Origin of the sequence: Agaribacterium sp. ZY112, from assembly GCF_041346925.1 — a bacterium.
Lineage (GTDB): Bacteria > Pseudomonadota > Gammaproteobacteria > Pseudomonadales > Cellvibrionaceae > Agaribacterium.
In genome coordinates, this window is record NZ_CP166840.1 from 1874355 (window position 1) to 1898866 (window position 24512).

The window sequence follows — 24512 nt, forward strand, 5'->3', positions numbered from 1 at the left end:
ATGAAGTCAAAGAAAAGCCAGTTATTACTAAAATTCAGCCTGAGCTTAAGGCCAAGCCACAGATCCGCTCTATCTTGGATTTAGGGTCCATGCCTCTTGTTGAGGGGGGGGATATTCCGAGTATATACAGTGATAAACGTATTAGCCCTGGCGAGTGGTTGTTGTTAAAAGGTGAAAATTTAGGTGTAACAAAATTAACGATGGATGGCATCAGTGTTGAGGTTGAATATTATTATGATGAGCAGCCATTAATCCGTGTACCGACTCATTTACAGGCACTTCAGCAGCATCAGTTAATACTTGAAAGTCCTTTTGGTAAGGCTAACTATTTTTTTGATAGCCACCACTATGTCGTCGCTACTGACCCTGCAGGCGAACAGAGTTTATTGGTTCGTAGCAACCGGCGTGAAGACGAAGGTATTGACGATGACTGGTTAAGTATTAAAGAAAAAGATAAGGCCCCCTTGTATAGTCATATAAGTAAGGGCAGTCAGTTTTTATACATTGTAAGCCAAAAGATAAAACCCAAAGGCATTGTAGCTGGGGCAAGTACTTATAGTCTTGAGTTAAGCTCCTACCATTTATCCGCGCCAGATAAACCTGCGTTATTAAGTCGTATTGATATCGAACTTGATAGTCGCCCTGTTACTAGTGTGCTGAGCTCTGATGGCCAGTTGTATATTCTTGGCTCCCAAAGTTTGAGTGTCGTCGACGTTAGTGATCCGGTAAAAATGCAGTCGTATTTACAGGAAGGTTTGGCGCTCAACCCCTTGGGTTTAACTTCTTATGTCGATATATTGGCTTTAGATACAAAAGGAACATTGGCTGTGCTAGATGCTTATGCTAATAGGGTTGATATATTGAGTATTAACTCACAGGAGATGAAGCGTATCGCTTCTAAGAGTGTTGCTCCAGGGCATGACTTACCGTCCGCAGTAAGGCTTGTTCACGACCCTAGGAATGCATCAGAATTTTGGGTTTTATTAAGTCCCAATCATCGTCAGCTTATTGATGGGCTTGTGAAGAATTATCAAAAACTGAATAATAAAGAGTCCTTAGCTCTCATTGACGGGACACTACATCAAATTCAACAACTTAGACTTGAAAACTCTGACCTGCACTTAGGTCAATCTTGGCCGCTGGATAAAGGTTATGCCTCATTCTTTTTGGCTCCATCTATTGATGAGGGGCACTTGCTATATACCTCAACTAAGCTAGACCTATTTTCATTGGTAGATAACTCTCGGGCTGCAAAATACTCACTTAAACGAGCAAAGTCCTTATTATGGGATTCGGTTGCTTTGGGGCGAGTAAATGAGATTAATTTAGGCAATGGCCAGATTCAGCAGCGGGCAAGTGGTGTTGGTTTGTATTTTCATGTACTAGATGCCCCTGATTTTGGTGCTGTTTTTAGTATTATGAAATTGGGCCCAGCCTTTTCTTCCCCTTATATTAGCCCGCATTGGGGCATCGCAATTGAGCGCAATGGAACTTACGTGCGCCGAAAGATGAATAGAGATTCCTTATTTCCGCCTTATAAAGTGGGTAGGGTAAGTTTTCAGTATTAGTTAAATGCTTGTCTTTAAATGGGGCTGGGCTATCCTTTTCTTCGTGGTTTTGGACTAATTATGGAACGTTTTTTTAAAAATACTTTGAGGTGAGCGAAGTCTCTCGGTGGTTGTGCTTAAAATGCTTTTTGTATTTACGTGTTGAGCCGTAAGTGTACTTTGTGGTATTCCTTTCATGATCTGGTTCGGTTTTTATTGCTATGTCTTTTCGTGTATTTATTTTTCTTCTGAAGGTTTATGTCTAAGCCCTAAGCCTAAACGTTAATTAAAATTAGTTAATCTAATTGCTGAATTGTTTTATAGCGATGTTTGTGGGGTTGTGAGGCTTGGTTTTTTTATTTCTGAAATTACCACTTGCTTGCTTTTAATAAGATCTGTATTTATATATGGGTTTTATATTTACCCGTGGGTGGACTAGTCCTTTAGTTTGGATTTATTTATATTTGTTACTGTTTTTCTCATGAAAATGACGCAGCTTACACAGTTGTGTGTGTTTTTTTTATGTTTAATTCTTTTGTTGTAGCAAGTATGCATAAGGCGATGGGGTTTTTATTTCATATTGGCCTTTATTTTTGTGAAATACCCTTTGTTTTTTAATTTTGCTTCGTGTTAATTTGGTGTTTCACGCTGTAGACAATCTGCATGCTGTGTATGAAAAATAAAAATAATAGTTTTTTGTCAAATGGTTACGTTATCTAGGCGTGATGTTTTCTTAGAAAATATACGTGATTTTTCGCGTGTACCTGATGTAAGTCGGGTTTTCGTAGTTTACTAATTGGTTAAGGGATTCACTCGGTAATGAGTGGTTTTTTAATGATGCGTTGTGATAAGTATTGGTTGGGTCGTCGAAATACATTATCTGTGTTCTTAAAGGACAGCTAACGGTTGATAGCGAAATCGTAATCCAAATTTTTATAATAATGCGGAGCTCTTATGAAGCTTAAAACCAAGAAGGCCTTGCGTCGCGCCAGCGTTGCACTGTCTTCAATGTCGCTATTAGCGATTGGCACCTCTGCTATTGGTGAAACCCTGACCGTTGAAGCTGAATCGTTTGTCAACCTTGGTGGCACCTACAGTGATGGTAACCCCAGTTGGCCTACTCCCATCAACATCTACGCCGTTAACGGTACTACCGGTGTAAATTTCGTCAATAATGGCGATTACATGGATTTTGATATAAACGCCGCAGGTGGCGTTTATGATATTGAATATCTTGTTGGCACGAGCGTGACTGCAAATGCCAATATTGAATTTTTTCTAAAAGAAAATGGCGCTTGGGTTAGCCTAGGTACAACAGCCGTTCCCACCACAAGCTGGGATGATTTCCAGCCTCTAGCTGCCAGCTATCAAGTCACGCTGCCAGCAGGTGCCTCACAAATCCGTGTTCAAGCCACAGGAGCTAATTGGCAGTGGAATATGGATGCGTTGACCTTGACCTCTCTTACTCCTGTTCCAGATCCAGATCCAGACCCAGGCGAGCCTACCGATGATGTTGTTGTAGAGGCTGAATCTTTCTTCAGCACAGGTACAGACGGTAGCGGTGATGCAACCTTTGGTTTTGGCGTGACAGCGCAAGGTATTAATTGGAATACCTCTGGAGACTGGGCCGATTACCACGTGACTTTTGAGCAGCCAGGTACTTACAGTGTGGTACTTGCTGCAGGTACACCGATGACGGGTGATGTAAACGCCAGTGTCAGTGTAGAGGGTTCTACTGCGAGTGGAGCAATATCTCCCACTGGTGGTTGGGATACATACCTTCCCTTTAGTTTAGATGGTCAGATCTCTATCCCAACAGCGGGTACCTATACAGTTCGCCTACAAAGTGCTGGTAGCCAAACTTGGCAGTGGAACGCAGATAGCTTTAGCTTTGTCTATGAGGGAGTTGTGACCGATCCTTCTCCATCGCCTTCACCATCTGTGTCGCCTTCACCATCGCCGTCACCTTCTCCATCTGTGTCGCCTTCACCGAGCCCGAGCCCTTCACCAAGTGCTAGCCCGAGCCCGTTGCCGAGCCCAAGTCCATCACCAAGTCCAAGTGGTGACCCTAGTGACGATGACTATCCGTACAATCACAACGGCGCTGGTTTATCTTGGGGTTATGTTGCTGGGGCAATGAACGAAACGGATGCAAACCCCAACTACGAAATCACTGCGGATCTACTCGAGACTGAAGATTCCATCGCAGGCGCGACTACCGAGATTTTCACCGGTACTATTTACGATGCCGACGGTAATATCTCTTTCTATGAGCACAGTGATGACAGTGTTCGTTTGTACATCGATGGTCAGTTAGTACTTTCGAATGACAGCTGGGAAAACTCGTCTCAAACAGCCAACTTGAACCTAAGTCCAGGTACTCACGACTTTGAACTACGTCTTGGTAATGACGATGGCGGTAGTGGCCCTGTAGACGGTATCGGTTTTGGTATCGATGTTGACGGTGGTACTAACTTCGTACACCCATCTGACCTTAGCTCGAATATCTTTAATACAAAAGGTAACGTTACGGTTAACGGCGATCCAAATCGCAGAATCGGTGGTGGTTTTTACATCGAACTAGAAGACTTTGACGCAACAGGCACTACCGGCCGCGTTGGTGGTGACAGTGTTGAAGGCTTCAGTGCAACAGCGACCGGTGTTAGCTGGGTAACTAATGGCGACTGGGGTGACTATAACAACGTTGAGTTTGCAGAAGCCGGTACTTACCGTGCGTACTTTACTGCCGCAACAGGTAGTGCTGGTAGCTATGGTGTGCGTGTTGACGTAGACGGTTACGTTGCAGCTTGGGGTTACTTTGACCACACTGGTGGATACGAGTCTCCTGCTGAAATTGAACTCTACGGCGGTGACTTTGTTATTGAGCAAGCCGGTTCCTACGACGTACGCATCGAAGCAGTTGGTGGTTCAAACTGGCAGTGGAGCGGTGACAGCCTTCGTATTGTTAAAGTCGGCGATAACACTGTACGCCCAATGGCGCTATACAACCCTGCTGAGCATGTGCTTTCTGAAGTTGACGGCCCTGCAATTGGCCTTCAGTACCTGAAAGAGCCTACGGAAATTCCTGCAGCGAACAAAGTATTGAAATCAGACGTGTGGTACACCTACCCTCAGAACAACGAGATGGAAGGTTATAGCATTGAAGAATTTGGTGCGACTGGCTCTTTCTGGGGTCATCCTCCAGAGCACGACTTCTATGATGAAACCACCATTGTTGAGTGGGCTGATCTAGTTGAAGGTTACCAAGCCATGGGCCTTGAATACACCGCGCGCGGTGAATTCGACTGGGGTTTCCGTTGGGCAACTGAATACCTAACTCACTCAGAGCCTCACTATGTGAAAACGCTTGATGACCGCAATGTAAGAATGACCTTTATGGGTTATCTTTCTTACAACGGCTTCAATAACAACTGGTTAAGTAATCACAGCCCTGCCTTTGTTCCACACTTGAAGTCACAGGTTGACCAACTTCTTAAAGCCAACCCAGACAAGTTAATGTTTGATACTCAAACTAACTCAACGCGTACCACAGATATGCGTACCTTTGGTGGTGATTTCTCGCACTACGCGATGGAGAACTTCCGAGTTTGGTTAAGCAAGAAGTACGGCCCTGTTCAGCTTTCTGCGATGGGTATTGCTGATATCAACAGCTTTGACTACGGCGAGTTCTTAAGAGGCCAAGGTATCACTCATACTCAGTGGACCAACGCCGGTAACACACTCGATGCCGACATTCCGATGCAAGAAGATTTCATCTACTTCAACCGTGATGTATGGAACCAGAAGTTTGCTGAAGTTACGGATTACATCCGCAGCGTACGCCCTAACATTGAAGTCGGTGCAAGTACTCAGTTGTTTGAGTCACGTGGTTATCTCTTTAACGAAGATGTTACCTTCCTAGCGAACGAATTGTTCCTAGATATGAGTAACTCTCTTACCGCGTTGCCTACCAACATCATTGCTCAACTTAAAGCTGCTGAAGCGGTTGATAAGACCTTAGCTTTCTTCCCTTATCCTTCTGAGTTCAGCAAGCTTCGCGATGCCGATGCACCTCGTTATGGTCGTGGCTGGGTAACTTTAGCTTATGCCTACGGTGGTTTATTCTCGATTCCTGCCAACGTTTGGATCGGTGCTGCCGATGCTTACACTTGGTCTCCAGGCGCTGAGAACTATGCCGACATCTATCGTTTTGTTCGTGACAATGAGCAATTATTTGATGGTTACGAGTCTTACTCAAAAGCCGCCGTTGTTCACGCCATGTACTCTTCAATGAAAGCGAACTTGCTTAATGGTGGTAATGAGATTCTAGCCAGTACTCGAATCCTCACTTACGATAACATCAACTTTGATATGTTGGTATTTGGTGATGAAGGCTACCCTGTTGTACCTCGTCAAGAAGACTTTGATAAGTTTGATCACATCTTCTACGACGGTGACTTGCGTTACCTAACTGCTGAGCAACAAGCTGTATTAGATGCTCAAGGTGCCAAGGTTCGCCATCTTGGTCAGCGCGGTACGGTTGATGGCATTGCTATTGACGTATCGATTAACGGTGTTGAAGCAAATGAAACAGTGACAGCGGTATCTCGTGTTCACGAGAGCAACTCAAGCGCACCTTATGTACTGCACTTGGTTAACCGTCCGTTCGCTGGTGGTGTAACACCAACGCTAAGCGGTGTTGAAATTGCCATTCCTGCGGATTACTTCCCAGAAGCGCTAACTTCAGCCACCTTGCACTTGCCTGGCGGTACTAGCACACCTCTAACGCTATCTACCAATGCTAATGGTGATAAAGTTGTGGTTGTTAATAATCTTGAAGTTTGGGGTATGCTGGAATTAGGTCACTAATTTCTAGCAAACCAAATTAAAGATTTAGAAGGGCCTCTTTGCAGGCCCTTTTTTTATGCGCGTAATTATTAGAGGGATAGCTGAATCGGCTTTATTAATGCCGTTTTTTCGCTTGGTTTTTCTATGACTTTTGGCACTGTTGTGTGCTACCGCTTTTATCTATTCTTTTGTAACTTCTACAGGAGAATGATATGTCTAAGCACGAGCATCCCGATTTGGATGTTTCTCAGTTAGTAATTCATCATCGAGACAAGGTGAAAAGCAGAGATTATCAATCTTGGATTATCAACGTCTCTATAGTTATTTCATTAATTCTTAGTTCCGTATTTCTTGGTGTTTATTCTTTATTTCCAAGTAGTACTGGTGCAAGTCATCGTAGCGATTTACTTGAAAATGAGCCGTTATCCTCACCTGCACTTCAGCAGCTTCATTTAAATTCCATTCAGCGGGAAGAAGAGCAGGGCCTAGGGCGTTTAGGTTTATCTGTGGCGCAAGAGAAGGTTCTCGATGCAAGTGGCCATATTGTTGCGCGGCGGGTGGCGACAGTGTCGTCACGTGTAACCGGTACCTTAACTAAGCTTCACGTGGAGGAGGGACAGAGCGTGCAAGAGGGGCAGGTTCTGGCTGAGCTTAATGAACATAAAGCCGATATTTTTTACCAGTTAGCTAAGGCCGAGCTCAGCTCAAAGCGTTCTGCACTTGAAGAGTTTCAATCTCTTTTGAATCAACATAATAAGACCTTAGAGCGCAATAAAGTCTTAGCTGCCAAGCAGTTGATCAGTATTCAACAGTTAGAAAATAGCGTGTTTAAACACGAACAGTTAAGCATGCAGATAAAAAATAAGATGGCTGTGGTTGAGCTTGCTAAGCATAGATTGGCTCTTGCAGATTACGAGCTTAGCCAGCACAAAATACGAGCGCCATTTTCTGGTGTGGTTGTAAGTAAAAATGCTCAAGAAGGTGAGTTGATTTCTGCGGGTTCATCAGCGGGGGGCTTTATTCGTACGGGGGTGGCAACAATAGTTGATATGAGTTCTTTGGAGGTCGAAGTGGAGGTGTCCGAAAGCTACATACATCTAATTTCTGTTGCACAGAAAGCGCTTGTAAAACTGGACGCTTATCCTCAGTGGTCCATTCCAAGTGAGGTGACTGCCATTATTCCAACCGCTAATCGTGACAAAGCCAGTATTAAAGTTCGAATTAAACTGTCTGATTTTGATTCGAGGGTTTTACCTGATATGGGCGTCAAGGTCAGTTTTATAAAACTGAAAAATGAGTCAGAAAATGTAGTTTTATTGAGCGACAGTCACTAAAGCGATTTAGTCGGATTATATCAAGCTTAGATAAAAGTGAGCCTTATGAATAAAGAGCGAGATGTTGCAGACATTCATTTAATTGATGTTTGTAAGCGTTATAAAAAAGGTGCTACGACAGTCGTTGTACATAAAGACATTAACCTTCGTATAGAGCCGGGTGAGTTTGTCGCATTAATGGGGCCCTCAGGCTTGGGTAAAAGTACCCTCTTAAATTTAATGGGAGGTCTAGATCGGCCTACTGAAGGAAACGTGCTGATGTCAGGGGTGGCAATCGATACCTTCAGTGAAGCAAAGCTGACGAGGTGGCGCTCGGAAAACATAGGCTTTGTATTTCAATCACACTATCTTCTTCCTGTGTTAACAGCGAGAGAAAATGTTGAGCTGCCTTTGGCTTTGACTAATTTGAATAGCAAGCAGCGTAAACAGCGTGCACAAATCGCTTTGCAGTTGGTTTCAATGATAGAGCGAGAAAACCACTACCCCAAAGAACTTTCGGGCGGACAAGAGCAGCGGGTAGCTATTGCTCGTGCCATTGTGAGCGACCCTAAGATACTGCTATGTGATGAGCCTACAGGCAATTTGGATCGAGAAACGGCAGATGAAATCTTAGCCATGCTTAAGAAAATAAATAAAGTGCTTGGTAAAACCATTGTTATGGTCACCCACGATAATAAAGCGAGTGAATATGTATCAAAACTTATTGATCTTGAAGCTTACCTAAAAGAGGCTAAGGCGAATCAAAAGGTTGTTCGATAGTGAGTTTAATTATGTTGGTCTGGCGAAACTATAAACGTAATAAGTCGCGGCTCACCTTAACGAGTATGTCTGTGTTTGTTGCGTTTTTTTTGTTCTCATCTTTGTCTGGGATCAATACTGCACTTACGGCAAGTTTTGAAGATATTGATAGGAATAGGCTGATCACAAGTCACAAAATTTCACTGTCCCAAAGCCTGCCTATTAACTATAAGCAAAAGTTAGAAAGAATACATGGCTTGTCTTTGGTTACATATTCAACTTGGTTTGGCGGTTTCTTTAAAGATGAAAAAGGCCGATTGGCTGCTTTGGCTGTAGATAATAGCAATTATTTTGACGTGTTTGATGAATACCTTTTTGTAGAAGGTTCGCTGCAAAGATGGCAAGAGAAACGTAATGGTGTTGTTGTTGGTAAGGCTCTAGCAGAAAGGCATGGTTGGGTTCTTGGTCAAAGTTTGCGTTTAGGTTCATCTATATGGATGACTCAAGAAGGTAGTTTTACTTGGGACTTTGAAATAGTCGCAGTGGTTAAAGCGAATAATAACTTGGCAAATGATGAGCGAGTTTTGTTAAGGCATGATTACTTTGATGACGTAAGAGCATATGGGCCTTATACAGCAAGTTGGTTTTCATCACTGGTTGATGATGGTGTGGACCTCAACCAGCTTGTCAGTATCGTCGATAAACAGTTTATGCACTCTAGTTATGAAACAAGAAGCTCTACCGAGCAAGCTTTTGCAAAAGAGCAAGCTCAGCAGTTTGTTGATATGGCGGTATTGATTCGCTTGGTTAGTGCAGCGGTTTTTTTCACGTTATTGCTTATTGTTTGCAATACTACTGGGCAGTCAGTCAGGGATAGGATAAATGAACTGGCAATGATGAAAGCCTTGGGCTTTAGTTCGTTTGATTTAATTCGTTTGGTTTATTTAGAGTCGTTACTGCTATTAACTGCAGCTGCTTTTTGGGGTTTGCTCAGTGCTCATGTTGCTATTGTTGTTTTTGCGTCGTACAGCAATGGTTTTTTACCTGGTATGTCTATTTCTGTCTTTAATTATCTTGTTGTTTTTTCTTTGGTGAATATTACAGCTTTAATTTGTGTCTTATTAACAGCGTTTAATATTAAAAAATTAAAAATTACTCAGTCTTTAGGCGAGGGCTTATGACTATGAAGCATACTTATGATCGTGATGTATGTGGTTTTATTAAGCAAGCGTACGTGCTGACGTTGGCTAATGCTCGTAGCTTTCCTTTACGCCTTAGCTCATCGTTGATCAGTATGCTTAGTATTGCCTGTGTGACAGCAGTGATTCTAAGTGTGCTTGTTATGGTCGAGGGTATGATGAAAACCTTAGACCATTCAGGCATGGAGGATACCGTTTTGGTAATGCGTGCAGGGTCCGTATCCGAGTTGCAAAGTGTTATGTTTCTCAATGAGCTAAAGATTCTTGCCGACAATGCAAGCGTTGCTCGAGATGAGTCGGGGCATGCAAAAGCCTCAGCTGAGTTATTCGTCAGTGCAGAATTAGCCTATGAAGACAGCGATGGGCATGACTTAAGTACTAGCTTGGCACTGAGAGGTCTTAGCCTTAGCACTTTGCAATTTCGTCCAGGTTTTAATATGGAGCAAGGCCGTTTTTTCACCCCGGGGTTAAGGCAGCTCATCATAGGTAAAGCGGTCGCTCGGCGTATCCCCGACCTTAAGCTTGGGGCTACGGTTACTTTAGCTGGGGCGCAATGGCAAGTTTCTGGTGTGTTCTCTGATCAAAATAGTGCTTTTGAATCTGAGTTATGGGCTGATCTTGGAGTATTGCAGAGTGATTATCAGCGTGGGCCCAGTGTGCAAACTATTAGGTTAGCATTAACAGATATAAAGCATTTAGATGCGCTCAGGGCGGAGTGGGCTAAGGACCCTCGTTTAAATATTAGAGTCACTTCAGAAAGCGTATTCTTTGCCGATCAGGCTGACAGTTTAACAAGATTGGTTCGTTATATTGGTTTCCCCGTATCCGCTATTATGGCTATTGGCGCTATGGTTGCGGCATTAAGCACAATGTACAGTGCTGTTGCGAGTCGAAGTAAGGAAATAGCAACCCAGAAGGCCATTGGCTTTGGTCCTTTTGCCATAGCGGCATCAATACTTTTCGAGTCAATTTTTATTGCTTTTCTAGGGGCTTTATTTGGCATGGTGCCTTTGTATGTCGTTTTTGATGGCTGGACAGCCACAACCCACAATACCGTTAATTTAAGCCAGTTAATGTTTAATTTTGATCTAGATTTAAGCTTGCTGCTAAAAGCGCTATCACTGGCACTGTTGATTGGTATTATTGGTGGCTTGTTACCGGCAATTAAAGCCATGCGTTTATCGGTTGTTGATGCCCTAAGAGACTAATTTTCATATGTGACTTTTGGCACCTGCGTTTAGAGACATGCTTAGTTAAACTTTTTCTGCAGTGGAGGTGATTCCTCTGTATTAACTAACTAGACAAAAGTAGGGCTTATTATGAAAATTATAGGATATTTATCTTCAAGGCTAAGCAATATTATTCTCATGGGTTTTAGCATTACTTGTCTATCTCAAGCAGCTGCTTCAGCAGAGTTAACTGTTAATGTAAGCGGGCTTAAGCAGGGACAGGGGCATTTGATGGTGGCTCTGTACACTGATGCAGCTTCGTATAAATCGAATACAGCTAGTCAATATGCCAAGGTTAAAGTGGCGGGTGAGCAAGAATTGGTTGTTTTTGAGGCGTTGGCCTCAGGAGACTACGCGATTAAAATGTATCAAGATGAGAATGATAATAATAAGTTTGATTACAATATAACGGGGTTTATCCCTAAAGAAGCTTATGGCTTTAGTAACAACAAGGGGCGCTTTGGTGAACCTAGTTATGAAAAGTCACGCTTCACAGTCGACGGCGACACCAGCATCAGTATCACCTTATTTTAAGTAAAGGTAGGCAGCTAAGATGTATGAAAATATTAAGAGAAATTGGCTATTAAACTTTTCTGGTTTTGTGGCGTGGTTGCTCGTAAGCTTTTTGGTGCTAAAGAACTTAGATCTTAATAGTGTATTTGTAGTTAGAGCGTTTGCCTTTTTGCTATTTTTTGTTTGTTTTTCCCTGCTGGTATCATCAAATCAAGGGGAGAATATTTCTCGAAATAAAGCGCTTATTGTCTTAGAGCTTGTTTTGGTTCTATTTTTGCTTACGAATGATCAGTTTCAGTTTTCTGCTATTTTGTTTGTCTTGATTGCAGCACAATTGCCGATAGTTCTAAATCGAAAACAGGCTTTATTATCTATAGCTGCTATATCTTTGGCGCATCTTGTTGTTTTGTATGTGTTTCATGAGGCGGATGCTTTGTTTTCTGTTCTTTTGTACTTGGTCTTGCAGCTTTTTGGCTATTCAACATTAGAGCTTGCGCTCAGGGAGGCAAGGGCAAAAGAAGAGTTGAGCCTATTAAATCAGGAGCTTTTGGCGACACGCTTTATACTAAAGGAGACATCTAAAAGACAAGAGCGTCTACGTATCTCTCGGGATTTACATGACGTTATCGGCCATCAGCTTACGGCACTGTCGCTGAATTTAGAGGTGGCTAGTCATAAGGTTGCACCTGAGCATAAAGCCTTGCTACAAGATAATGTGTTGCTTGCTAGGGATTTATTAAATGATGTCCGCAAGGTGGTGAAAGAGATTCGCGATGAGGAGCAGTTTGATTTATATGAGCGCTTGATGGCTTTAGTTGACCAACTGCCTAGCTTAGAGCTAGTTGTTGTATCTAAAGTAGAGATTAAATCCAGTGTTTTGAATCAACAGTTATTGTGCTGTTTACAAGAGGGGATTAGTAATGCCCTTCGCCACGGTGCTGCGAGCAACTTAAGTTTAAGCTGCGAAAAAAATGGTACTCATATAAAGCTTGAGTTATTGGATGATGGCTCTGGTTTGAATTTAGATAATGAGCTTGCTCTAGGTAGCGGCTTGCGAGGAATGAATGAAAGGTTGGCTCGGTTTAATGGAGAAGCGAAGCTTTGTTCGGAATCCAAACAGGGGTGCCTGTTAAGGCTTCAGGCGGAGGATTCTTATGATTAAGGTTGCACTAGTCGATGATCAACACTTGGTCAGGCAGGGCATTGCGGGTTTATTAGATCTTAGTGAGGATATTCATATTCTCTGGCAAGCAGAAAATGGTGAGCAGGCGCTAGATAGACTTAATAAAGAGGAAGCTCAGCCCGATGTCATGTTGCTTGATATTAGCATGCCTAAAATGAGTGGTATTGAGCTGCTTCAGATCTTGCGCTGTCGTGGTAATCAGCTTGCTGTATTGATGCTAACCACCTTTAATGATCAAAATCTTTTTATGCAGAGTCTAGAAGCTGGTGCTAATGGTTTTCTGTTAAAAGACGTCTCTCTTATTAAGTTGCTTGATGCAGTTAAAACACTTGCCGATGGCGGCTTTGTTGCTGAGCCGGTTGTGATGAATGAACTTAATCAAGGTTTTGATCGCCCAGCGACCATTGAAGATTTAACTCAGAAAGAACTACAAATACTAAAGCTTATTGCAGGTGGTCTTTCTAACAAAGAAATAGCTAAGAGTATATTTTTAGCCGAGGGCACGGTTAAGAATCATATCTCGAATATCCTCGCTAAATTGCACACCAGAGACCGAACCCGAGCGGTGCTTACTGCTCTTAACCACGGTTTAATTTAAGAGATTGGTAGCACTAGTAAGTTGGGGTTAGTGCCCAAACCAGCGTTTTTCATCAAAGGTTTTTAATAGTTCGGGCTGCCATATCGCTAGGGCGCTAATTAGCATGCCGTTGCAAAATCCTTGTGGGAAGGCAAGCAGGAAAAAGTACTGCGCGTGGTCCCACGTTGGCCAGAACAGGGTGGAGTTGAGTGAATATAGAATGGCCAAACTGCTAAGGCCGCTGGCAAGGCTTGCCGCCATGGCACCGATAAAGCCTAACCCTAAGGTGTAGAGGAATAGATTTTTAGCTGCTGTGCGTTCTAATATTACTAAGCTCAGTGTCGCGACGCTTGCAGGAACGGTAACGTTTATTAAAAAGTGGAAGGCTATATTTTCCCACGGAAGAGGGCTGATTAAGTGCAGGAAACATAGAGATATGGCACCGATGATAATAGTAAAGAAAAAGCCAAATATTAAACTTAGGCTTACTACAAAGTTTAAGCTTAATAGAAATATATCGTTGATATTAAGAGCTAGCATTTTCCATAATAAGCCAAGGCTCAAGCAGGAACCGGCTGCTAAGTGCACACGAGCATTTGATTGGAATAAGCTTGGCCACTGGGCTCTGTATAAACAAAACAGCAGTAAAGGGGCCGCTAAGCCTGCTGGAAGATAAAGCAGTAGATCTTGAGTGTGTACGCTAATAAACATAGTGCTAGTTTTTGCTAAAAAAGCCAGAGAGACACGATAGCAATATTTGTGTCACTCTGGAAAGCCACTAGTATCTAGCGGAAGAGATTCTTACAGTATTAAGCGGTAGGTCAGTGCGGGTGTTAACCCAAGGCCAATGGTGTCAACAGTAATGGGGGTATCGCCTGGTTGGTTAACTTTTTTGTAGTCTAGGTTTCGCTCTTCTACGTTTTGAGTATTAAGTGCGTTGATAATGTCGACAATAAGGGCACTGTCTTTGCCAAAGCTTTGGAAATCCCATTTCATTCTTAGGTCTAAACGATTGTAGTTAGGCAGGCGTTCTGAATATGCTTCGCCATAGATGGGTAAGACAGAGTCTTCAAAATACGGGTTTTCTTGTACACCGACAATGGGAGTATAGGCTTCACCACTTCGTATTGACCAGCGCCAGCCTAGGTTTAATGCGCTTGTGGCTTGCCAGTTCATAACCCAGTTAAAAATTAATGGAGTATCAAGGTTATAATTTTGGGTTTTTAGGGTTTGGCCATTGGTACGTTCACTCTTGGCCATGCTTAAGGCCAACCAGCTATACCAATTATCGCTTAAGTTTTTATTCAGCATGATATCAACACCGTAAGCGGTGCCGCTGGTATCAGCAATATAGCGCTGGTCTTGAGTATCGCTGTCTGCATCTAGGGCTAAGGGCAGATTTTCCAATTCTTTATAATAGGTCTCAATATTTAAATTCCAGTTATCACCAAAGTCTTGGCTGACTCCCAGCGTGTAATGTTGGGCTGTGGGTGAGGGGAGATCTGGGTTACCGGTTTCGGGAAGTACGGTTTCGAAGTCGGGAAAGCGGTTGTAGCTACCTGCTTTGGCACTAAGGCGAGTACTGTCTGTTAAAGCAAAACTTGCAGAGGCGCGAGGGTGCACAAAGTCTTCATTGGTGTAGTCATTACTTTGGTATTGAGCGCCGATTTCTATGCTTAGGCGTTCAACAGGAGTCCATTGCGTGTCGAAGAAATAATATTGTTCTATGTAGCCTTGGCTGTCTTTTTCTTTGATTCGCTCACGCCTGCTTTCATCGCAGTTGGGGTCAAATTCCGTGCACACAAATAGAATTTGGTCGACATCATAGGCTATTTCATTATTTGAGTACTGACCGCCAACACTAAAGGCTAATTGAGTGTTAAGTGGATGGCTATAATCTGCCTTCAGAGTTTGCTGGCTGTAGTCGAGATCTTGCTTGTAGTCGTCCCCCCAGCGCAGTTTTTCGGTATCATCTAGGTTGCCTGCAGCCAGAATTAATTTACGCTCCTGATCGTCATGACGCTGCCAGACGATACTCTGCCCCTGTGCACTGTTGTCTAGTGTGGCGTCACCGGCGAAGTCTGGGTTGCTTGCTACAAAATCTGCATTTTCGGTGAGTTCTGCGGCAGCGTTATCGCCAGCACCATTAGCGCTGACACTGAGGTTGTTGTACTCGTTAATGTCCCAGCTGTATTTAAGTAGGTAGTCCTGATCTTTGGGCACCGCCTTCATTACTATGCCTTCTTCTTCATCCGAGAACTCATCGGCGGGTATAAAAAGATCAAGGAAGCTACGGCGCACATTGAAGTAAAATGCAGAATTCTCTGTGACAGCGCTTTCAACAAAAATGCCCGATCGCAGCATGGAGAAATCAATCACTGTGCTTAGCTCTTGCTGGCGTGGTTTGCGTAGCCGGATGTCAAATACAGCTCCGGTTGCGTTGCCGTATTCAGGGCCAAAACCTGCTGAATACATGTCAAAGCTGTGCAAGGTAAATTCACTAAAGACCGAGACACCAAACTCATGGAAGATATGAGTGGCAGGTAAAAAGTCAACAACATAAGCATTGTCTGCAGGGCTTGAGCCTCGCACGGCGGGCTCTTGACCTTGGCTGCCATAGACAACACCGGGTAAGGAAAAAACGGCTCCCAGTGGGTCGCCTAAGGCACCAGCTGTTTCAACTAGTTTTTCTGTATCTTCGGTGATAAAGCTATAGTCTCCTTGGCGCAGCCTTCCTAGCACGATGGTTTCTTCTTCTAGTGTATTGGACTCCGTATCTTCTTGAGCTTTAGTGAAGCTGCTCAAGCTACAAAGCAGGCCAAAGCTCATCAGTTGTAACGGGGCTTTGAACATGGTTTAGTTCCTTATTAACGGTTGCAGTATGGTTTAAAGAATAACTAAACTGCCTTTGGCAAATTGTAACAACATGTGTGTAAGCCTTCGTTTTGCTTATTTCGTGTTTACAATCTGTTACAAATTACCCTGCGGGCTTATTTACACTGCGTTTTCTATATAGACAGAAGGGTGGCATATGCTGCGTTTTTTATTATTGAACACCACACTGCTTTTGGTGGGCGCCTGCCTAAGCCTTCCTCTTGTGGCTCAGGATATTGCCGATAGTGTGCGCAATCAGGGGCAGCATGAGCTTACCGATGGTGGCTATTTAGAGCTAGGTGTTGGTTTAGGTTATGTTCGTACGCCCGAGAAAGTCTATGAAGAGCATGAAGAGCCTTGGGTTCTTGATTTAAGTTTTGCTGGTGAGTTTCGTTATAAGCGACTTTTCCTCGAGGCTGCACAGGGTTCTGAGGATGGTTTAAATATTGGTTTTAATCTATGGAATAACGAAAGTTGGTTGTTTGATCTCCTGGTAGCGAGTATATCGGGGGAGTTAATCGATGACGATGCTGGCCCGTTGGCGCGCAATACCTTGTACAGTGGTGCAGGCCTTCGAGTCACTCATTATCTAAATGACTATGTACTTCAGTACCGCTTATTAAATGATATTTACCAAGACAATGGTTTGGTCAGCACCCTTCGCGCAGGGCGAGCTTGGCAGTACAGAAATTGGTTGTTTCACGGTATTGTTAGTGCTCAATACAGCTCAGAAAAAACAAACAACTATTGGTATGGTGTTGATTCTCAGTCAAACTTGTCATCGCTACCCGAATTTTATGCGCCTGCGTCTACCCACTTAAGTCTACAGCTTGGTGCCGATTACCCTTTAAGTGAAAAAATTGTATTTCGAGCTTATGCCGGGGCTAAGCAATTTCCCGATGCTATTCGCGAGAGCCCATTAGTTGATGATTACAACCAAGGCTACGCCTTTTTAACTTTAAACTATGTCTTTTTTTAAGCTTATGCATAGTTACTTGTTTAGCGACTTTCGCCGCTTTGTGTTTATAAGGAGGGGGCTTTCTATTTGTGCTTACTTAGCATTGCTGTGTAGTTTGTTCCTGCCTGTGAAACTTGTTGCCTCAGAGTTTGAGTCTGTCAGCTTAGAGTTAAATCCGCAGCGTTGTATTGCTTTGCACCGAGGTCAGCGCTGCTACCAAGATATTCTTTTTCGCTGGAAAAGTACACGCACCGGGCACTTTTGTCTATTTATGAGGCAGGGTGGCCTAGCCGATGAAAAATCCTTAAAGTGTTGGCAGAAACAAGCGGCTGCAGAATTTCATTATGAGTTTTCAGGAGAGCAAAGTAGTTGGTTTTTCTTGGTCGATATGGAAACGAAAGAGGAACTTGCAAGTACAGAGTTAGATTTAGTTTGGGTGTATAAACGCAGTAAAAAAATATCGTCTGGCTGGAGACTGTTCTAATGGAAAAGCAACATATCTTGGTTGTTGAAGATGATGAGTCTTTAGCTTTGTGGATTTTTGATTATCTTACTGAGCACGGTTTTTTTGTTAGCCTTGCTAACCGAGGTGATTTGGCGATTGAGTTGGTTGAGGAAGATAAGCCTGCTTTAGTGGTCTTGGATATTTGTCTGCCTGAAAAGAATGGCTTTGAAGTATGTAAAGCCCTGCGTGAATTTTATAGCAGCCCTATCTTAATGATGACGGCATCGGGTGATGAGGGCGATGAAATCTTAAGTTTTGAACTGGGTGCCGATGATTACATTCAAAAGCCAGTGCGGCCGCGTTTATTACTTGCGCGTATTAAAGCCCTTTTACGCCGCTCTAATGTGGACTCTTCTCAGCTCGACTCTAGTTTGATCTTTGGTGATTTGAACATTGACTCCCTGTCGAAAAGGGTAAGCTTAAAAGGTGAGGACAAAGCCTTAAGTTCAAATGAATTTGATGTATTGTGGGCTTTAGCTCGGCATGCGGGCAATGTGGTTTCTCGTACAGATCTAGTTGCGCAGTTGCGGGGTATTGAATACGACGGCTTTGATCGCTCGATTGATGTTCGTGTTTCTCGCATTCGGAAAAAACTGCAAGACAGCTCTGGAGCAGGTGCTCGTATAAAAACCGTCTGGGGGCGGGGATACTTGTTTGCCGCAGAGCCTTGGTAATATGAGGCGTTTAAGTTTCTCTTTATTACTGACTGTCGTACTGGCTTGTGTGGTGTTGGGATTGGGTTTGAACTATCTCTACGACCGTGTTGCTAAGCCTGATGATCTTGTCTCTTCCCAGCAGCACTATATTGAGCTTGGTGAACAGCTTGCTGCTTATGTTTCTGCTATGCCTGAGCAGGAGCGCAGGCGCCTAAGTGAAGCCGCGTTAGAGTTTGCCCCGGTTGATGAGGGAGCGGCAAATCCTTCGTGGTTTATTTATCTAATGAGTGCGCAAGATTTCCCTATTCCAGAGAGCTTATCGAAGAGCTTCTACCAAGGACAGCCCTTGGTGCTTGAAGGCGATGATGGCATTTTTGCACATTATTATTTAGCTGCTAGTAATGAGGTGCTTGTGCTTACCTTGGCTCCTGCTGAAGTACCTCAACACTGGTCCCCCCGTTTATTATTTACTTTGATTTTTTACTGTTCTATTTCGCTGGTTGTCTTATTGTGGCTGTGGCCTTTAATTCGTGACCTTAAGCACTTAAAAGACAGCGCTCAGGCTTATGGGCAAGGGCAACTTGATACGCGTATGTCGAGTCACTCTTGGTCTTATGTTTATGAACTCGAGCGCGAGTTTAATCGTATGGCCGATCGAATTCAGGCCTTATTAAGTGATAATAAGCTATTAAGTAGAGCGGTATCTCATGATTTAAAAACGCCATTAGCGCGTTTGCATTTTGGTTTTGAGGCTTTGGCTTCAAGTGACAGTGCAGAGCAACGAGAGAAGTATCTTGAGCGTATCAACTTAGATCTCGAAGCGATGGAATCGCTGATTGAAACCTTATTGCAGTTTGCTCGTTTGGACGACCATGCTTTGACTTTGTCGCTTGAACCAATAGATTTAAAATCGCTTTTGAAGCGTGCATGCCAGCGTTATTTGCTAGACATCAATGAGAATAGACACGTTCAGATTGAATTGGATACCACTGTTAATAGCGCAGATTATACGGTTGATGGCGATAAGTTTTACTTGAATATGATGCTCGTTAATATTATTGGTAACGCGGTGCGTTTTGCAAAAGCACGGGTGAATATAAGCTTCAAGGTAAATAAGAACAAGGTGTTGGTCATTATTGAAGATGATGGCCCTGGTTTTAACCCTGATGAGCTAGAGCACATATGTAAGCCGTTCTGGCGTAGTGATAAGGGGGGGCACGGTATGGGCTTGGCTATTGTTGAGCGTATAGCTAGTTTGCATGGTATTACCTTGAACTTTTCACGCTCGGAGACCTTAGCTGGAGCCCAAGTGACCTTAGGTTTTGGCCTTAAGGGCTAAGCGTAAATCCTGTGCTAGATGGTCTAACTTAAATTTCCCTGCTTTTCCTATACAAACGCTAAGACTTGCTGTTCTCTGTATTGTTAATACTTCTATTGTTTTTCTATATTGGCGAAGATATAAAAGAGATAGGACTTTGCATAAATAATTTTGATCTACTTTTCCGAAATGGTTGTGGTTGCCATCAAGCGGCCATTTAGGGTTAAAAAGTGGAAATAATCATTATGTTTAAGTTGTATATTCAAGCGCTAAGTCTGTGCTTTTTTTTCAGTGTTAGTCTGTTGTCTTGGTCTGCCCCATATTTTATCGAGCCTGCTTTGGTTAAGATTCCTAAAGGTAGCTTGAGCCTGCCTCATGCACCAGGGGAAGAGAAGTCTAAAGTGCATATCCCTAGTTTTATGGTGTCAAAATATGAGTTAACAAATAAAGAGTTTGCTTTATTTGTAGCGAGCACCGCTTATTCCGCTCCAACTGAGTGTGTACATGAAATTACAGGCACTTGGTACTCCTTGGGGGCAACTAAGGGAAGTTGGTCGAATAACGCGTTGAATAAAAAAGATTATGACCCTGTTACTTGTATTGGTTGGCAGGCTGCAAGCGATTACGCTGCATGGTTGAGCCAGGTTACCGGCAAGTCTTATCGTTTACTGTCGGCACATGAATGGGCCTATGCTGCAAGTGCGGGTTTGGAGTACCCCTTCTATCACAGCGCTAAGGGCGAAACAGATGAAGGGGAAGACGCTGCAATTTGTGACTATGCCAATATTGCAGAGCAAAGCGCGGAGCGTGAAGCCAGGTTACATTATGGCGCGCTCTATAAAACGGAGACTTACAATAACCCAACATTGGCGTGTGATGATGGTGTCGGCTTTGTATCTATTGTTGGTATGTATAAACCAAATCCTTTTGGCCTATACGACATGCTCGGTAATATTACGGAATATATAAAAGATTGTGAGCCGGCTAGTGATCTAAACTCTGATCAAACCGATCGGCGTGAATTTGTTTGCTCTAAAGTGGGGCTGAAAGGGGGGAGTTGGCACTGGGCTCCTTGGCCTTTTGAACGCACTAATTATTTGCCAATTAATTTTATAGGCTCACTGGAGGGGACGCGATTGGCTCTTGATTTAGTTGGTGAGCAAAGTAGCAAGTCAGTGAATGTGATAGGTAAGCGTGATAAAACTCAGCCTAATGCTAATGGATTAAGTTTAGATAAACAGAATGAGCTTTTTGAGCAAGGTCTAGCTAATGCTCAGGCAGAGCAGCGCTTAAGTCGTATGAAAAAACGCTAAAGCACAAAGCGGCACTTATATTTAAGTGCCGCTTTGCAATTGTTCGATAGCTAGCCCCGCCTCTTCTAGGGTTTTTTTATTATATTTAAGCCAAAAATCGTTGGCTTCTTTCTCAATAAACGCTTTGTATTTATAGGTTTCGTTGCTGTTTTTTAGCGCCGTGTTTATTTTAAATAACAATAAAGCTGAGTTTAGTGCGGACGTTTTTCTGCCATTTAAAGTAATGTCTTTAAAGGCTTCTTTACCATGTGAATTGGCAAGCTCGTACTTAGCTTGCTGGTAATAAATGCGAGCTAAAAGGTAGTGTTCAGTACCGCTATAATTGTTTTTACCGGTTTTTTCGTCGACATATAGAGCTAGGGCGTCATCAAAGCGTTGCTGGCTAATTAACAACTCTGTGTATTCCATGGTCGCTACATCTTTTACCCAAGAATGCTGATCTTTTGTAAAAAGAGAGAGGGCTCGTTGGTAGGCCTTTTCTTGCTGCTGTTCGTTTTGTGCTTTTCTCGCCTCTAAAAAGTAGATGACTGCGTAATGTTCTTGCGGCAGGCGATACTTGTTTAAGAGCAGTTCTGCTTGTTCAAGATATGTGTCAGCGTCTTGATATTCACCGTGTTTGATCGCAAGCACAGAAAGATAAGCGTAGGCATGTATCTCAAGTAGCTCTTCTCCTGCTTGTTGTGCACTTGCGCTTGCTTTAATTAAATGGTTTTTAATCTCTGGGTATTGCTTTTGAAAAAGGAAGGAGGTGGCGATTGCCGTGTATATTTCCGATTGCAGCTTGTGGTTGGTTTCTGTTGTTGCGATGCTTAAAGCATGTTGTAAGTGCTTATCTGCTGAGGCATAAACGCCTTTTTCAGAAAGTACTTGGCCCTGCTTGAGTTGAGCAATAGCTTGGTAATAAGCGTTTTTTTGGCTAGTTGCTTGCTTCTGTAATTCTTCCGATAGAATAAGGGCTCGGTCCCTTTGTTCTGTTTGAATGAGTCTATCTATAAATAGAGAGAGTAAAATAAGGCTGCTTGTATTGTTTTCATAGGCCAATTGCAACTGAGCGATATTTAATACGTGCCGCTCATTAAGAGACTCTGCAATGCCGGTGCTTCTTAAGTTGTTTAGTTGTGTTTCAAGTTTCTGGCTCAGTGCCTCGGCTGTCGGGGCCGAGATGTATGCGTTTATTTTGTTTAGGCGGCCGTATAGGTTGAAGTTGAGCATGTAGTGATTTTTTTTCTCACGTAATGAACCCGTTAAGATCAAGCTGCTTGCATTTTCTTTGTTTAAATCTTTGAAATAAGCATCGGGGGCGTTATTAAATTCTTTGCCTGTGACGGAACTGTCTGTGAACACGGTATATGGCATATCTTTAGCTAACGATAGTCGCCATTCTTGCTGCACTTTTTTTGATTTTTCTGGGTTTGTAAATGTATATAGGAATGGCAGTACGCTGATCTTCGTAGTTATTTGAGTTTGGCTGCTTGTATTATTGTATAGCTTTATTCCAATTAAGCTTATAGCGCTCAAAAATAGTACAGTGATAACAAGTACACTTATAGCAATCGTGCTTTTGGAGATGCCTGCATTTAGCTTGCTTGTCTCTTTATTCTGCTCACCGCCGCCCGCGTTTGATCTTGGGGCTAGTGTTGTGAATGGCTTATCGTTGTTTGAAATATCGGCTTCGCTGGCTTGTTGGCTAGGAATTTGCCACTGATAGCCCTTGCGAGAGTAGGTTTTAATAGCCGCTTCGCCGAAGCGTGCTCTAAGGTTACTGATGTTTTGAAATACAACCTGCTCAGAGACAATTTTGTTTTTCCACACCGTATCGAGTATGTCTTGCTTGCTCAAAATGGTGTCTGGTGCACTTAGTAGAAAAGCTAATAAACTCGCTTCATTACTACGCATATCTACAATTTTGTCATCTTTGTAGAGCGTTAGTTTGTTGCTGTCGAAGCGAAAGTTATCAAATAGGTAGATCATTTACAGTATTTAACTCAGTACTGAATCGATGTTTATCGACTAAATGGGAATGTATTCGTGATGCCTAAGCTATATCGGATTGTTGTTGCAATTGAGTTTGGGCATATTACAGTACGAATGAGCTGGGCGCCTGTTCTGTTTTGTTAAATATTGCACTGCCTTGGTGCGGCTGGTCTCGCTTAGTTTCTGCAGGTTAAGTGATGTGATTGCTTTGGGCTATATCGCACATAGCTGTAATCAATTCTGATTGAGCGCAATAAGTTTGCTATTATTACGCCGGAATTTTACGGGGCGAATGCCCATTACACTACTCAAAAGGAAGCCTTCCATGTCTTTTGAATTACCCGCACTTCCATATGCAATGGACGCACTTGAGCCACATATCTCTAAAGAGACGCTTGAGTTTCATTACGGCAAACATCACCAAACTTACGTTACTAAGCTTAATGGCTTGGTTCCGGGCACTGAATTTGAAGGTAAAAGCCTTGAAGAAGTTGTTAAAGCTTCAAGCGGTGGCGTATTCAATAACGCTGCTCAAATTTGGAACCACAGCTTCTACTGGAATTGCCTAGCTCCGAGTGCTGGTGGCGAAGCGAGTGGTGCGGTTGCAGATGCAATTGTTGCTGCTTTTGGCTCTTTCGAGAAGTTCAAAGAAGCATTTACCACCTCAGCTATTAACAACTTTGGCTCAAGCTGGACCTGGCTAGTTAAAAACGCCGATGGTTCTGTCGCTATCGTTAATACCTCAAATGCAGCGACGCCTTTGACTGAAGAAGGTGTTACTCCTCTTCTTACCGTTGATTTGTGGGAGCACGCTTATTACATCGATTACCGTAATGCTCGTCCTGCTTACATGGACGCATTTTGGGCCTTGGTTAACTGGGAGTTCGTAAACGCGAACTTCGCTTAAGTAAGCACTCAGCTTTAGGGGCGTTTCAAGTTTCACTTGATTCGGCTCTGGCCTGTACAAAGAGCGACCAATAGGTCGCTCTTTGTCGTTTATGTATGTTCTTTTCTTGCTTTGCGATCTCTTAATTTCCTCTACCGAGGCTTTTTTGGGATACTTGGCGTATAAAATTATTAGGTATATATCGTGGAAATCGTTAGTTTCTTATTTAAGTGGGCTCACTTATTGTTTGGTATCGCTTGGATCGGCCTGCTGTTCTATTTCAACTTTGTTCAGACTGAATATTTTAAAGAGGCAAGTCGCGAAGGTTTAAGCGATGCCAAAGCTAAGCTGGCTCCTCGCGCCTTGGCTTGGTTTCGCTGGTCAGCCATGCTTACCTTTGTCACAGGCGTCATCTTACTTGTTGGCTTACACCACAGCAGTTTGCTTAACGAATACATTTTGCTGGGCTCTTTGATGGGCACCCTGATGTTATTAAACGTGTGGCTTATTATTTGGCCTAAGCAAAAAATTGTTCTTGGTTTGACTGACGGTGATGCTGCCGCTGCGGCTCCGAAGGCAGCGATCGCTTCGCGTACAAATACCTTATTTAGTGGCCCAATGGCGTTTTGCATGCTGGCCTCGTCTCACCTTGGCTACAGTGCGGACTATTTAGTTGCTATCAATGGCCTTGGTTTGGGCTTTTGGCTTGCCGCTGCTTTGGTTTTGCTGGTAGAGCTTAACGCTTTGTTTGGCAAGATGGGGCCAATTGCAACGATTCGTGGGGTGATTCATATGAGTCTTGCCTTTGCTGCAGCCGTATTCTGCTTATTGTTGTTTTTGTAAGTTTTCTTTTTATCACG

19 protein-coding genes are annotated in these 24512 nt (G+C 43.2%); 16 read left to right on the forward strand and 3 right to left on the reverse strand.

From position 1 onward, the window contains the following. Positions 1-89: 89 nt before the first annotated feature. From AB1S55_RS08200 to AB1S55_RS08240, 9 genes are all read left to right on the forward strand, one after another. Positions 90-1568: a hypothetical protein gene (locus AB1S55_RS08200; protein ID WP_370981321.1), complete on the forward strand. Its 1479-nt coding sequence runs from the start codon at positions 90-92 to the stop codon at positions 1566-1568. 933 nt (positions 1569-2501) lie between these two features. Then, the gene (locus AB1S55_RS08205) at positions 2502-6416 is read left to right on the forward strand and encodes a carbohydrate-binding protein (protein WP_370981322.1); all 3915 of its coding nucleotides are present in this window, start codon (positions 2502-2504) and stop codon (positions 6414-6416) included. 191 nt (positions 6417-6607) lie between these two features. Next, the gene (locus tag AB1S55_RS08210; protein ID WP_370981323.1) at positions 6608-7729 is read left to right on the forward strand and encodes an efflux RND transporter periplasmic adaptor subunit; all 1122 of its coding nucleotides are present in this window, start codon (positions 6608-6610) and stop codon (positions 7727-7729) included. A gap of 45 nt (positions 7730-7774) precedes the next feature. Then, a complete protein-coding gene (locus AB1S55_RS08215) occupies positions 7775-8488 on the forward strand; it encodes an ABC transporter ATP-binding protein (RefSeq protein ID WP_370981324.1) in 714 nt (237 codons plus the stop codon). Positions 8489-8553: 65 nt separating this feature from the next. Further along, positions 8554-9648: an ABC transporter permease gene (locus AB1S55_RS08220; protein ID WP_370981583.1), complete on the forward strand. Its 1095-nt coding sequence runs from the start codon at positions 8554-8556 to the stop codon at positions 9646-9648. Then, on the forward strand, positions 9645-10874 hold the full coding sequence (locus tag AB1S55_RS08225; protein WP_370981325.1) for an ABC transporter permease: 1230 nt from the start codon (positions 9645-9647) through the stop codon (positions 10872-10874). The genes AB1S55_RS08220 and AB1S55_RS08225 overlap by 4 nt, the downstream gene beginning before the upstream one ends. 111 nt (positions 10875-10985) lie before the next feature. Next, on the forward strand, positions 10986-11429 hold the full coding sequence (locus tag AB1S55_RS08230) for a DUF2141 domain-containing protein (RefSeq protein WP_370981326.1): 444 nt from the start codon (positions 10986-10988) through the stop codon (positions 11427-11429). A 19-nt stretch (positions 11430-11448) separates the two neighbouring features. Beyond that, complete coding sequence (locus tag AB1S55_RS08235; protein WP_370981327.1) at positions 11449-12570, forward strand: sensor histidine kinase; 1122 nt, start codon at positions 11449-11451, stop codon at positions 12568-12570. Next, positions 12563-13189, forward strand: coding sequence for a response regulator (locus AB1S55_RS08240; protein WP_370981328.1), 627 nt, complete (start codon positions 12563-12565; stop codon positions 13187-13189). Before AB1S55_RS08235 ends, AB1S55_RS08240 begins: the two co-directional genes overlap by 8 nt. Positions 13190-13216: 27 nt before the next feature. On the opposite strand, the gene AB1S55_RS08245 is transcribed toward AB1S55_RS08240, so the two are convergent. Both AB1S55_RS08245 and AB1S55_RS08250 read right to left on the reverse strand, forming a co-directional pair. Then, entirely contained in the window at positions 13217-13879 is a 663-nt protein-coding gene (locus AB1S55_RS08245) for a hypothetical protein (protein ID WP_370981329.1), read from the reverse strand. A gap of 90 nt (positions 13880-13969) precedes the next feature. Next, entirely contained in the window at positions 13970-16021 is a 2052-nt protein-coding gene (locus tag AB1S55_RS08250; RefSeq protein WP_370981330.1) for a TonB-dependent receptor plug domain-containing protein, read from the reverse strand. A gap of 178 nt (positions 16022-16199) precedes the next feature. On the opposite strand from AB1S55_RS08250, the gene AB1S55_RS08255 reads away from it, so the two are divergent. The 5 genes from AB1S55_RS08255 (at position 16200) to AB1S55_RS08275 (ending at position 20792) form a co-directional block, all read left to right on the forward strand. Then, positions 16200-17021: a MipA/OmpV family protein gene (locus tag AB1S55_RS08255; protein WP_370981331.1), complete on the forward strand. Its 822-nt coding sequence runs from the start codon at positions 16200-16202 to the stop codon at positions 17019-17021. Between the two features lie 106 nt (positions 17022-17127). Next, positions 17128-17484, forward strand: coding sequence for a DUF3019 domain-containing protein (locus AB1S55_RS08260; RefSeq protein WP_370981332.1), 357 nt, complete (start codon positions 17128-17130; stop codon positions 17482-17484). Then, complete coding sequence (locus AB1S55_RS08265) at positions 17484-18179, forward strand: response regulator (RefSeq protein ID WP_370981333.1); 696 nt, start codon at positions 17484-17486, stop codon at positions 18177-18179. Before AB1S55_RS08260 ends, AB1S55_RS08265 begins: the two co-directional genes overlap by 1 nt. Then, complete coding sequence (locus AB1S55_RS08270; protein WP_370981334.1) at positions 18160-19500, forward strand: ATP-binding protein; 1341 nt, start codon at positions 18160-18162, stop codon at positions 19498-19500. The genes AB1S55_RS08265 and AB1S55_RS08270 overlap by 20 nt, the downstream gene beginning before the upstream one ends. A gap of 209 nt (positions 19501-19709) precedes the next feature. Further along, complete coding sequence (locus AB1S55_RS08275; protein WP_370981335.1) at positions 19710-20792, forward strand: formylglycine-generating enzyme family protein; 1083 nt, start codon at positions 19710-19712, stop codon at positions 20790-20792. A 21-nt stretch (positions 20793-20813) separates the two neighbouring features. Here the strand turns inward: AB1S55_RS08275 and AB1S55_RS08280 are convergent, their stop codons facing one another. Then, entirely contained in the window at positions 20814-22763 is a 1950-nt protein-coding gene (locus tag AB1S55_RS08280) for a winged helix-turn-helix domain-containing protein (protein ID WP_370981336.1), read from the reverse strand. A 328-nt stretch (positions 22764-23091) separates the two neighbouring features. Here AB1S55_RS08280 and sodB point away from each other — a divergent pair, with 328 nt between their 5' ends. Both sodB and AB1S55_RS08290 read left to right on the forward strand, forming a co-directional pair. Further along, positions 23092-23673: a superoxide dismutase [Fe] gene (gene sodB / locus AB1S55_RS08285; protein ID WP_370981337.1), complete on the forward strand. Its 582-nt coding sequence runs from the start codon at positions 23092-23094 to the stop codon at positions 23671-23673. A gap of 183 nt (positions 23674-23856) precedes the next feature. Further along, positions 23857-24495 (forward strand): urate hydroxylase PuuD, encoded by a 639-nt coding sequence (locus AB1S55_RS08290; RefSeq protein ID WP_370981338.1) that lies wholly within the window; start codon positions 23857-23859, stop codon positions 24493-24495. Positions 24496-24512: the final 17 nt, after the last annotated feature.

Excerpts from the sequence above, each read along its gene's own strand:
- AB1S55_RS08200 (WP_370981321.1), top strand. The coding sequence starts at position 90 with ATGCCTCTTGTTGAGGGGGGGGATATTCCGAGTATATACAGTGATAAA.
- AB1S55_RS08205 (WP_370981322.1), top strand. The coding sequence starts at position 2,502 with ATGAAGCTTAAAACCAAGAAGGCCTTGCGTCGCGCCAGCGTTGCACTG.
- AB1S55_RS08210 (WP_370981323.1), top strand. The coding sequence starts at position 6,608 with ATGTCTAAGCACGAGCATCCCGATTTGGATGTTTCTCAGTTAGTAATT.
- AB1S55_RS08215 (WP_370981324.1), top strand. The coding sequence starts at position 7,775 with ATGAATAAAGAGCGAGATGTTGCAGACATTCATTTAATTGATGTTTGT.
- AB1S55_RS08220 (WP_370981583.1), top strand. The coding sequence starts at position 8,554 with ATGTCTGTGTTTGTTGCGTTTTTTTTGTTCTCATCTTTGTCTGGGATC.
- AB1S55_RS08225 (WP_370981325.1), top strand. The coding sequence starts at position 9,645 with ATGACTATGAAGCATACTTATGATCGTGATGTATGTGGTTTTATTAAG.
- AB1S55_RS08230 (WP_370981326.1), top strand. The coding sequence starts at position 10,986 with ATGAAAATTATAGGATATTTATCTTCAAGGCTAAGCAATATTATTCTC.
- AB1S55_RS08235 (WP_370981327.1), top strand. The coding sequence starts at position 11,449 with ATGTATGAAAATATTAAGAGAAATTGGCTATTAAACTTTTCTGGTTTT.
- AB1S55_RS08240 (WP_370981328.1), top strand. The coding sequence starts at position 12,563 with ATGATTAAGGTTGCACTAGTCGATGATCAACACTTGGTCAGGCAGGGC.
- AB1S55_RS08245 (WP_370981329.1), bottom strand. The coding sequence starts at position 13,879 with ATGTTTATTAGCGTACACACTCAAGATCTACTGCTTTATCTTCCAGCA.
- AB1S55_RS08250 (WP_370981330.1), bottom strand. The coding sequence starts at position 16,021 with ATGTTCAAAGCCCCGTTACAACTGATGAGCTTTGGCCTGCTTTGTAGC.
- AB1S55_RS08255 (WP_370981331.1), top strand. The coding sequence starts at position 16,200 with ATGCTGCGTTTTTTATTATTGAACACCACACTGCTTTTGGTGGGCGCC.
- AB1S55_RS08265 (WP_370981333.1), top strand. The coding sequence starts at position 17,484 with ATGGAAAAGCAACATATCTTGGTTGTTGAAGATGATGAGTCTTTAGCT.
- AB1S55_RS08280 (WP_370981336.1), bottom strand. The coding sequence starts at position 22,763 with ATGATCTACCTATTTGATAACTTTCGCTTCGACAGCAACAAACTAACG.
- sodB (WP_370981337.1), top strand. The coding sequence starts at position 23,092 with ATGTCTTTTGAATTACCCGCACTTCCATATGCAATGGACGCACTTGAG.